This is a genomic window from Bradyrhizobium sp., assembly GCF_017881085.1.
In the GTDB taxonomy this organism is placed as follows: domain Bacteria; phylum Pseudomonadota; class Alphaproteobacteria; order Rhizobiales; family Xanthobacteraceae; genus Bradyrhizobium.
In genome coordinates this window covers 1-8,766 of record NZ_JADGRI010000230.1, presented here as the reverse complement: position 1 = coordinate 8,766, position 8,766 = coordinate 1, and the positions used below count along the sequence as shown (strand labels likewise).

The following is an 8,766-nucleotide window of genomic DNA, read 5'->3' as shown; positions in this document are numbered from 1 at the left end:
ACGCTGGCGCGAGCATGACGATCGCGACGCGGCACATCACCTTGTCACCAGCCATCTCCGGCTCGTGGCCAAGATCGCCATGGGCTATCGCGGCTACGGCTTGCCAATCTCCGAGGTTGTCTCGGAAGGCAATGTCGGCCTGATGCAGGCGGTGAAGCGGTTCGAACCCGAGAAGGGGTTCCGGCTCGCCACCTACGCCATGTGGTGGATCAAGGCCTCAATACAAGAGTACATCCTGCGTTCCTGGTCGCTCGTGAAGATGGGCACCACCGCGAACCAGAAGAAGCTGTTCTTCAACCTGCGCAAGGCGAAGAGCAAGATCTCCGCGCTGGACGAGGGCGACCTGCACCCCGACCAGGTGAAGCTGATTGCCAAGCGCCTCGGCGTGACGGATCAGGACGTAATCGACATGAACCGCCGGCTCGGCGGCGATGCCTCGCTCAACGCGCCGATCCGCGACGACGGCGAAGCCGGCGAATGGCAGGACTGGCTGGTCGATAACTCGCCCAACCAGGAAGCCATCATGGCTGAGCACGAGGAGTTCGATCATCGCCGGCAAGCGCTGAACGGCGCCATCGGCGTGCTCAACCCGCGGGAACGGCGCATCTTCGAGGCGCGGCGTCTGGCGGAAGAGCCGATGACGCTGGAAGACCTCGCCGCCGAATTCGGCGTGTCGCGCGAACGCGTGCGGCAGATCGAAGTCCGCGCCTTCGAGAAGGTGCAGTCGGCCGTGAAGGGCACCATCGCCAGGCAGGAAGCGGCGGCGCTCGAAGCCGCGCACTGATCGAGGCGGATTGAACAACGAGACAAGAGCCGGCGGCAACGCCGGCTTTTTTGTTGGGGCATCGATTCGTCAAATTGACCATCCTCCGCGAGGACGAAGCGGCGAGCGCGTTCCCTCAATAATAATCCCGCAAATACTCCGCGAGGCTGTCGGGCTGGTTGAGACTGTCCCAATCATAGGGATCACCATACAGCAGCGCGCTCGCCTGGGTCTTGTAATCCGGCGCGACGTCGTCGGCCTGCGGCAATCCCCGGCCGAGGATGTCGCGGTAGTCCCGGTAGTTCGCCTCCGTGCCGATGAAGATGCAGACGCAGTGGTTCGGCTCGGCATAGAGGTAGCGGACATTGCCGCCGTTCCGGTGGATCACGAAACGATGCGCCGGCAGCGCGCGCAGCGCCTTTTGCCCGGCGGCATCATTGGCGAGTTTCACGCGGAAACCGGCCGATGACAAAAGAAAACTGTTCTTCTCCAGGAACGGCTTGCTCGGCACCTCCAGCGCGACCAGCAGCGAGGTGCACAGCAACAGCACGATGGCCGGCAACACAAAGGCCTTCAGCCCTCGCGCGCGAAACGGCCACCGGCGGCCCGTGACGACCGGCCAGATCAAGGATGCTGACATTAAGAACCCCCGCCGCCGCGGAGCCTATAATGGTGCGGTCGACGCGCCAAGGGGCTGGACCCCGGGCCTGTTGAACCCGGTCGCGGGCTCCGCCGACCAAGAAGAACGAGCGTTCGCCTGACGAGATAGCCATGTCGATCACGCTGCAATCAACCGTCGGCGGGTTTTCGGCCGAATTCATGCGCAAGGTCCCGGCCCTCGAGCAGTCCATGATCGCGCATGGGCTGGAGCCCGCGCAGTTCGTGATCTCGAAGGACCGCGCCACGCCGCCCTCGGTGCCTTTCATCGGGCCGTTTTTCTACGCCTACACCGTGTTCGTCGGCGACGACAGCTTTACGGTTACCGAGCCAAACGACATGATCTTCCTGAAATATTTTTACGATCGCTGCATCGCCGCGGACGAGGCCGCGCCGGAGCAGGAGCAGCGCCGACGAAGCCCGGGCCTGATCAGGCGCATCTTCCGCTGGATGGCGCAACCGGTCTGAGCCGACCATCATTCCCCCCACTCTCTCGCCAGCGTCGCCAGCGCGCAGCCTTCGCAATAGCGCGCGTCCTTGAAGTCGATCCAGTTGTGGGCATAGACCCGATCGAGCGGAATGCGGTAGCGCGCGCGCAGCACCTTCACCAGGATCCGCCATGCCGCGATCTGCGCTTCGGTGGCGGGCCGCGTCACGTCGGGAAAATTGCCGGCGAATTCCACGCCGATCGAAGCGCTGCCGACCACCTGGTGATAGGTCGGGCCGTTGTCGATGTACTTGTTGTCGTTGCGGTTGGCGCCGTCGCCATGGGTCGGAACCAGATCTTCCGCGACCGCCCAGTACACCGTCCCGTCGGTCTCCACCCAGACGGTGACGCCGCGCCGTGTCGGGTTCTTCGACTGCTCCTGCGCGCCCCCGCGCGCCGAGCCGGCCGGGCCCTCGGTCTGGTGCACGATGATGTTGCGCCAGGGATGGGCCTTTGCGACATCGCCCCACGGCGCCAGCCAGACCATCTTCAGCCCCGGTATCTCGGGCGTGCCCGAGGAGCGCGCGATCATCCCGAGGTCGGGCGTCTGCGCGGCGGCCGATGCGGCGATCGCGACGGCGCAGAGCGCCGTCATCAGCAGGCGAAAATTCATGTCACCTGAATAGCACGCTCAGGCGAGCCTGCGCAGCGCCGGTTGCGGCATCGGCTCATGCGCGGGCGCCGGCGGCGGCGCCGGGTCGTAGACGGCGTGGCGGTTCTTGCCGTCCTTCTTGGCGGCGTAAAGCGCGTGGTCGGCGGCGGCCATCAGCCGGTCCGGGTGCGGGCCGGTTTCCCGGGTCCATTGCGCGACGCCGATCGAGAGCGAAATCGGGATTTCATCGCCGACGCAGGCGTCCGCATCGGCGCGGCACACATCCAGGATGCGGCGGGCGACCATCGCGCCTTCGCGCAGCGTGGAGGCGGGCAGCACGACGCAGAACTCGTCGCCGCCGCTGCGCGCCAGCATGTCGCCGGGCCGCAACCGCGTCTGCGTCATCAGGGTGAAATGCTGCAGGCAGGCGTCGCCCGCGGCATGGCCGTGGGTGTCGTTGATCAGCTTGAAGCCGTCGAGATCGATCACCAGCAGCGTGAACGGCTCGCCGCTGCGTTCCGACCGCGCGCATTCCTCGGTCAGCCGCTGCAGCAAATGCCGCCGGTTGCCGACGCCGGTGAGATCGTCGAGCAGCGCAAGATCGGCGACCTCGTTGCGCAGCCGGTCGATCGCCATCAGCAGGAAGCCGAAATTCAGCGACAACGACAGGAACATCAGCGCCAGCACCAGCACCGACTGCACCGAATTGGCCTGGATATAGGAGAAGTCGCCGCCGATATGCAGCAGGGCGCCCCCGGCGCGGATCGCATAGATGGCGATGATGAAAATGGAGATGACGCCCGCAAGCCGTGCGCCGGGATTGACGCGGCCATCCTGCCGCGACAGCAGCAGCTTCAGCGTCAGCACGAACGGCATGGCCTGGCCGATCGAATAGACCAGGATCCGCAGCGGTGAGCTGTCGTAACCGACGATGAAGAAGGTCAAACCGGCGAAAGCCAATCCGGTGATCAGCGCGGTGCCGCGCCAGGTGACCGGCCGGCCGTAAAACCGCTTGATGCCCATCGCGGCAAGGCAGGCGGCGAAAATCATGGTGGTGCCGCCTGACAGCAGGGTCAGCACCGAAGGCACCTCGAAGCGCAGCATCGCCAGTGCGGCGCCGATGGCGGCGGCGAACGCCGAGGCGGTCCAGAAGCGGGAAGCCACCAGCTTGGGGTAACTGCGCGCGACATAGCCCCAGATCAGGCCCAGCGCGAGAAAATTGACGACGAACATCGTCCAAAGCGTCGGAACGCTCAGCATCTGTGAATGCAGGACGCGCACGTCCTGCCTCCCCTTTTGTCGAACATCCCACCCATGACCATCCCCTGTTTGAAGCAAGATGCAGCTTGGTCGCTTAACGGACTCTCACTCGCCGCGAAGCAATCCGCGCCGTGGTTTTGAAATCATGAAGATGGCGCGCGGCAGTTCCGGATCAATGCAGAATGCGTCCGCGCATAAGCGCATCATTAACCCTGAGGGGGACGGTCGAGCTCCACTGTCATCGCCGGACTCGATCCGGCGATCCATCTTGTCCTGAAGACCGATGGATGCGCGGGTCAAGCCCGGGCATGACGAGCGAAAACTTCCGGAAAATGCGCCAAAAACGCATAACAGCTGTGGATAACGCAATGACAGCGACGTGACAGCGCGGGGCAGCGGCCTGCGAATCTGTTGGGATTGCATTCGAGGATGTTGCGAGGCTGGCCCTCCGCCGAGCATGCCTCGTGTCGCGTTTCCATCCATTAAACCCTGAGAGGATGCTATGGCTAAGAAAGCGAAGAAGGCGAAAAAGGCGAAGAAGGCCAAGAAAGCCAAGAAGTCCAAGAAGTGACTTTCAAGCCCGGGTGGAGCGTCACGCTCCGCCCGGGCACCCAGCCTGAAGCAAAAGTGATTTTTGAAGACGGCGGGCCTTGTGCCCGCCTTTTCATTTGGGACGATTCCTTCCGTATAAGGGTTGCCGCGCAAAACTTTCCGACATTGGAGCTGACGACAAATGACTGCGATCCGTGGAGCCGCCGCAGCCGTGACCGGCGCGGCCAGTGGCATCGGCCGGGCGCTGGCGCTGGAGCTTGCCGCGCGCGGCGCCGATCTCGCGCTGGCCGATCGCGACGAGGCGGGGCTGCAGGCGCTCGCCGCCGAGATCGCCAAATCAGGTTCAAACAAGGTCAGCGTCCACCGCGTCGACGTCGCCGAGCCCAGCGAGATCGAGTCCTTCGCGGAAAGTGCGGTCGCCGCCCATCCCGGCCTCAACATCGTCATCAACAATGCCGGCGTGGCGCTGCTCGGCCAGTTCACCGAGATCGACCAGGCGCAGATGGAATGGCTGTTCAACATCAATTTCTGGGGCGTGGTGCGCACGACCCGCGCGTTCCTGCCGCATCTTTCGCAACGGCCCGAGGCCCACATCGTCAACCTCTCCTCGATCTTCGGCATCATCGCGCCTCCAGGGCAATCGGCCTATGCGGCGGCGAAGTTCGCGGTGCGCGGCTTTTCCGAAAGCCTGCGCCATGAGCTGGCGATGGCGAAAAGCCCGATAAAACTGTCGGTGGTGCATCCTGGCGGCGTCGCCACCAACATCGCCCGCAACGCCCGCACCGGGGTCGGCATGACCGACAATGCGCGCCGCGCGCAATCGATCGAGCGGTTCGACGCGGCGGCCAAGACCACGCCGGCCGCGGCGGCGCTGCGCATCATCGAAGGCATCGAGAAAAACCAGCCGCGCATCCTGATCGGCAACGACGCCCGCTTCATGGACCTGCTGCAGCGCCTGCGGCCCGGCACCTACTGGTCGGTGCTGCAACGCCGGATCGAAAAGGCGATGCAGGCGAAGAAGTAGGGTTGGCATCATCTCTCGTCGTCCCCGCGAAAGCGGGGACCCATACGCCGTGTCGCCTGTTGTGAAAGACGCGGTTCGACGGCTTTCGCAAATACTACTCCCTGTGGTTATGGGTCCCTGCTTTCGCAGGGACGACGGAGGGAGTGGTGCCACAGCTCCGCGATCTCGCCGCTTGTTTCGCGCGAGGTTTTGTCAGTTCGTTCCGCCCTCTTCATCAGAGGGCGCAGGGAATGCCGGGCGCCCGATGCGCCCGATGGCCGCGCGTGCAGGAGTAGTGGTAGAACGCACACGCGTCAGTCAGGTCACACCGGAAAACGCCCGGCATTCCCCACGCAATGGTTTTAACGGTTTCCTTCGCGCTCTCCCGGGTGACCGGGCTTTCTTGCCACCCTCGCCCGCGAAAATTGCTTCCCGCGAACTTGATGCCAGCGTCGGGGCATCAGGACCACACGACTTCGCCGTCCGCATCCCGTGCTCTCGTCAGTAGCACCGTCAGCGTCCACCGCATCCCGCTCCGCGTTCGTGACGTTGCGCAACGCCCCTCTTGGTGGGGCGGGACGGCGGGGGATGTGAGGGTGATTTGCGCAAACACTGAAGCGAAAAATTTTTGCGTGAGGGGCTGGACACGAATTTGGTGATTTGCCTGTCGGGTCAGATCAGGCCGGTTTTGTCGCCACGTCGTCCCTGCGAAAGCAGGGACCCATACGCCGCGGCCTTGCGGTTGAGCGCGATGGCGGACGGCTTCGGCTCCCAACAAACGACGGTGGTTGTGGGTCCCTGCTTTCGCAGGGACGACAGGAGTGTGTGACGCTTTCGCTATCGTCCCACCAGCTGATCGGCGAAATAGCCGATGGTCTTGCGGTAGATCGTGGCGTGGTTCCATTCGCGCATGGCTTCGAAATTCGCCGAGCCCTCCTCGTAGGACGCGCCCATCTTGAAGCCGTTGGTGTGCAGCAAATTGGCGGTGGAGGCGAGCACGTCGGGCACGCTGTGGCGCAGATCGACGCGGCCGTCGCCGTCGAAATCGACGCCGTATTTGACGTAGGACGACGGCAAAAATTGCGTCTGTCCGATCTCGCCGGCAAAGGCGCCGATCAGGTCGCGCAAGGGCAGATCGCCGCGCTGCACGATCTTCAGCGCCGCGATCAACTCGCCCTGGAACAGCTCGGTGCGGCGGCAATCATGCGCCAGCGTCGTGAGTGTGCGGATCACGGGGAGCTTGCCCATGTCGCCCTTGCCGAAATCGGTCTCCAGCCCCCAGATCGCCACCAGGATCTGCCGGGGCACGCCGAACCGCGCCTCGATCCGCGCCAGCAATGCGGCGTGACGCTGCAACATCGCCCGGCCGCCATTGATGCGGCCCGCGCCGACGCGGGTCGAGACATACTGCTCGAAGGTCTTGTTGAAGGTGTAGCGCTGGCGGCGGTCGAAATTCAGCACCGCCGCGTCCTGCGCGACGCCCGCGAACGCCGAGCCGATCACGTTTTCCGAGACGCCCGCGGCCCGCGCGTCCGCCGAGATGCCCGCGACAAAGCTGTTGAAATCGCCGCCGCATTTGGCGGCGAGTGCGGGGCCTGAGGCGATGACGGCGCCGAACACAATGGCCGGAAGAAGTTTGCGCATGCGAATCCCTTGTTGCTTCCTGATCGTACCGACCATGCCATGAGAAAATGCCGCGCGGCAGGTATCTTCGCCGGTTTCGATGGGAACCTCGTCGTCCCGGCCTTGAGCCGCCCACACGAGAGCGCGGGAATTCCCGGCGGTCGTCCCTGCGAAAGCAGGGACTCATACGCCGAGGCCGATGTTGTCAAGGCGGAATGGTTGATGGCTCCGCTTCCACAATTGCCGCCTGTGGTTATGGGTCCCTGCTTTCGCAGGGACGACAGCACGATTGGCTTCGTACCGCAGAACCTCACTCGCCGCCGTCGATCTGCCGGCCCATCAGCGCGATCGCCTTCTGATAGACGCCCGCGGCGTTCCACTCCTGGATGGCCGCGAAGTTGGGCTCTCCCGGCTGGTAGCCGGCGCCTGCCTTCCAGCCGTGCGCTTTCAAAAAGTTCGCGGTCGAGCCCAGCGCGTTGGCCGCGACGTCGAGATTGCCGATGCCGTAGGCCAGGATGTTCTTCGGCATGAACTGGGTCTGACCGACCTCGCCGTGCATGGAGCCGCGCGTGGTGGGCGAGAGGGCGCCGCGCTCGATCAATTGCAGCGCCGCGTAAAGATGCTCGGTGAAATAGGCCGAGCGCCGGCAGTCATAGGCCAGCGTCGCGATCGAGGAGAGCATGTTCTGATTGCCGCGCTGGCTGCCAAAGCCCGTCTCCATTCCCCAGATGGCGATCAGCGGGCCCGGCGGCACGCCGTAGCGCTGCTGGATCGAAGCAAACATCGCTGCCTGCGATTGTTTCAGCGACCGTCCACGCGCGACGATGGTCGCCGCACCCCGCTTGGCGAGAAACGCATCGAGCGAAAGACTGAAACTTCGCTGGCCGCGGTCGGCGGCGATGGTGGCGCTGGCGTAGTTCGTCCCCATCAGCGCCGAGATGGCCGAGGCGCCGATGCCTTTTGCCCTTGCTTCGCCCGCAAACTCGCTTTTCCAGGCCTCAAAACCCGCGGACGTGCTGCCGCATTGGGCGGCGTCAGCGTGCGAGCTCAAACATGCGAGCATGGCGAGGGCTGACAGAGTCCTCTTCATGGACGCGGAAAGGGCAAGCACGGGGCGGAAGAAATGCATCGATGAAACCGTTCGTGGAGGGAGCGTGAGGGGAAATGAAGTTTGCTTCTAGCACGTCTGCTGTCCGCCTTCGAGGGTCCGAGAGGCCGGAGGCTGCCCGCGTCATCGCCGACCTGCCCTGCGCGGCAGGAAACGCCCGGCGGGAAGCGCTTCCAACCGATGCTCGATTTCTGATATAGCTCATTGATATCCAAGGCAGACGAACCGCGATGTCAGACACCGTTCCAAGCAAGGAACAGAAGCCCCGCCGCCTGGGCTTCCTGCGCGTGCCGCTGTTCCGGCTGCTGGCGATCAACCTCGCGGCGGGAATGGCGGTGGCGGCGCTATTGGTCGGCGGTCTGCTCGCGCTCAATCCCTCGGGCCTGCGGGATCTGATCTTCGCTGACTCGTCGCCCGGCACCGCGCTCGGGCTATTGCTGTTCGGGTTCGTCGTGACGTTCGGCTCGGCGGCGATGGGAACCGCGATCATGGCGACGGGACTACCGAGGCGCGTGGATGATGCAGGACCACGCGGTGGCCTGCCGCGGCTGGTCACGCAGGAACTGAACGGGGGCGTCGCGGCGTCAAGCCGGAAACGCTAACGGAACTCCCTGCCCGGTCTTCACTGAAAAAGAAAACGGCGGACTTTCGCCCGCCGCATTGTTTCGATGGATTGCCGGGTCAAGCCCGGCAATGACGAGAATGAACGTCATCCTGAGGT

9 protein-coding genes are annotated in these 8,766 nt (G+C 64.3%); 4 read left to right on the top strand and 5 right to left on the bottom strand.

The genetic code is table 11. From position 1 onward, the window contains the following. Window positions 1–784, top strand: a 784-nt coding sequence (gene rpoH, locus QZ213_RS19820; protein ID WP_291687793.1) for an RNA polymerase sigma factor RpoH, incomplete at its 5' end; no start/stop codon positions are given. 115 nt (window positions 785–899) lie between these two features. Here rpoH and QZ213_RS19815 read toward each other — a convergent pair. Then, complete coding sequence (locus QZ213_RS19815) at window positions 900–1,403, bottom strand: hypothetical protein (RefSeq protein ID WP_291687792.1); 504 nt, start codon at window positions 1,401–1,403, stop codon at window positions 900–902. 131 nt (window positions 1,404–1,534) lie between these two features. On the opposite strand from QZ213_RS19815, the gene QZ213_RS19810 reads away from it, so the two are divergent. After that, window positions 1,535–1,888: a hypothetical protein gene (locus QZ213_RS19810; protein WP_291687791.1), complete on the top strand. Its 354-nt coding sequence runs from the start codon at window positions 1,535–1,537 to the stop codon at window positions 1,886–1,888. Between the two features lie 8 nt (window positions 1,889–1,896). On the opposite strand, the gene QZ213_RS19805 is transcribed toward QZ213_RS19810, so the two are convergent. Further along, window positions 1,897–2,520 (bottom strand): N-acetylmuramoyl-L-alanine amidase, encoded by a 624-nt coding sequence (locus QZ213_RS19805; protein ID WP_291687790.1) that lies wholly within the window; start codon window positions 2,518–2,520, stop codon window positions 1,897–1,899. Window positions 2,521–2,538: 18 nt separating this feature from the next. Then, window positions 2,539–3,759: a GGDEF domain-containing protein gene (locus QZ213_RS19800; protein WP_291687794.1), complete on the bottom strand. Its 1,221-nt coding sequence runs from the start codon at window positions 3,757–3,759 to the stop codon at window positions 2,539–2,541. Window positions 3,760–4,492: 733 nt separating this feature from the next. Here QZ213_RS19800 and QZ213_RS19795 point away from each other — a divergent pair. Continuing rightward, window positions 4,493–5,335: an SDR family NAD(P)-dependent oxidoreductase gene (locus tag QZ213_RS19795; RefSeq protein WP_291687789.1), complete on the top strand. Its 843-nt coding sequence runs from the start codon at window positions 4,493–4,495 to the stop codon at window positions 5,333–5,335. Window positions 5,336–6,151: 816 nt separating this feature from the next. On the opposite strand, the gene QZ213_RS19790 is transcribed toward QZ213_RS19795, so the two are convergent. After that, window positions 6,152–6,958: a lytic murein transglycosylase gene (locus QZ213_RS19790; RefSeq protein ID WP_291687788.1), complete on the bottom strand. Its 807-nt coding sequence runs from the start codon at window positions 6,956–6,958 to the stop codon at window positions 6,152–6,154. 289 nt (window positions 6,959–7,247) lie between these two features. Continuing rightward, window positions 7,248–8,000: a lytic murein transglycosylase gene (locus QZ213_RS19785; RefSeq protein ID WP_291687787.1), complete on the bottom strand. Its 753-nt coding sequence runs from the start codon at window positions 7,998–8,000 to the stop codon at window positions 7,248–7,250. A 275-nt stretch (window positions 8,001–8,275) separates the two neighbouring features. Between QZ213_RS19785 and QZ213_RS19780 the strand changes: the two genes are divergently transcribed. Further along, window positions 8,276–8,647, top strand: a complete 372-nt coding sequence (locus QZ213_RS19780) for a hypothetical protein (protein WP_291687786.1) — start codon at window positions 8,276–8,278, stop codon at window positions 8,645–8,647. Window positions 8,648–8,766 lie beyond the last annotated feature (119 nt).